Consider the following 227-nt stretch of genomic DNA (forward strand, 5'->3'; position numbering starts at 1 on the left):
CAATCAATGCCGTTTTGTTCTGGTTATGCTCCGATGGTTCAAGCATCGCCCATTCAGCATTAACCAATTTTCCCAATGGCCCTTCAACTTGATGTGTTCGCTTTTGCCCTGCCAAGCCTTGCAGCAAAACATCTACCGTTCCTTCACCTCCGTCAGCTAAAGGTAAGGTCACGAATTCAGCGTCAGGAAAGATTTCACGAAAGCCCTTTTCAATACACGCCGCCACC

Annotated in this window: 1 protein-coding gene; it reads right to left on the bottom strand. The window is 48.0% G+C overall.

What is annotated here, in order from left to right; all coding sequences use genetic code 11:
* Window positions 1-226 (bottom strand): glycerate kinase (locus AB4496_RS20505; protein ID WP_372131810.1); only part of this gene is annotated, 226 nt, incomplete at its 3' end.
* Between the last annotated feature and the right edge of the window lies 1 nt (window position 227).

Source organism: Vibrio sp. 10N.222.46.A1, from assembly GCF_041473595.1.
Lineage (GTDB): Bacteria > Pseudomonadota > Gammaproteobacteria > Enterobacterales > Vibrionaceae > Vibrio > Vibrio tasmaniensis_A.